1 pseudogene is annotated in these 674 nt (G+C 68.0%); it reads right to left on the bottom strand.

The features are described from left to right. Positions 1–674, bottom strand: a pseudogene (locus IH25_RS0136740) (alpha-1,4-glucan--maltose-1-phosphate maltosyltransferase); the annotation flags it as partial.

A 674-nucleotide genomic window follows, 5' to 3' on the forward strand; every position in this document is an offset into this window, starting at 1 on the left:
GTCAGCTCGGTCAGGTACTCGGTGAGCTCCTGTTTGCTGTTGCGCCAGGTGAAGTAGGTGTAGGACTGCTGGAAGCCGATCTGGGCCAGGGTGTGCATCATCGCCGGGCGGGTGAACGCCTCCGCCAGAAAGATCACGTCCGGGTCGGTCCGGTTGATCTCCGCGATGACCCGCTCCCAGAAGACCACGGGCTTGGTGTGGGGGTTGTCCACGCGGAAGATGCGCACGCCGTGGGCCATCCAGTGCCGCAGGATCCGCAGCGTCTCGGCGACCAGGCCGTCCATGTCGGCGTCGAAGGCGAGGGGGTGGATGTCCTGGTACTTCTTCGGGGGGTTCTCCGCGTAGGCGATCGAGCCGTCCGGGCGGTGGTGGAACCACTCGGGGTGCTTCTCCACCCACGGGTGGTCCGGGGAGCACTGGAGGGCGAAGTCCAGGGCGACCTCCAGGCCGAGCCGGCCGGCCTCGGCGACGAAGAAGTCGAAGTCCTCCAGGGTGCCCAGGTCGGGGTGGACGGCGTCGTGACCCCCTTCGGGGGAACCGATCGCCCAGGGCACACCGACGTCGTCGGGGCCGGCGGTCAGGGTGTTGTTGGGGCCTTTGCGGTGGGTGGTGCCGATGGGGTGGATCGGGGGCAGGTAGACGACGTCGAAGCCCATGTCCGCGATCGCCTTCAG

Origin of the sequence: Streptomyces achromogenes subsp. achromogenes (assembly GCF_000720835.1) — a bacterium.
Classification (GTDB): Bacteria; Actinomycetota; Actinomycetes; order Streptomycetales; family Streptomycetaceae; genus Streptomyces; species Streptomyces achromogenes.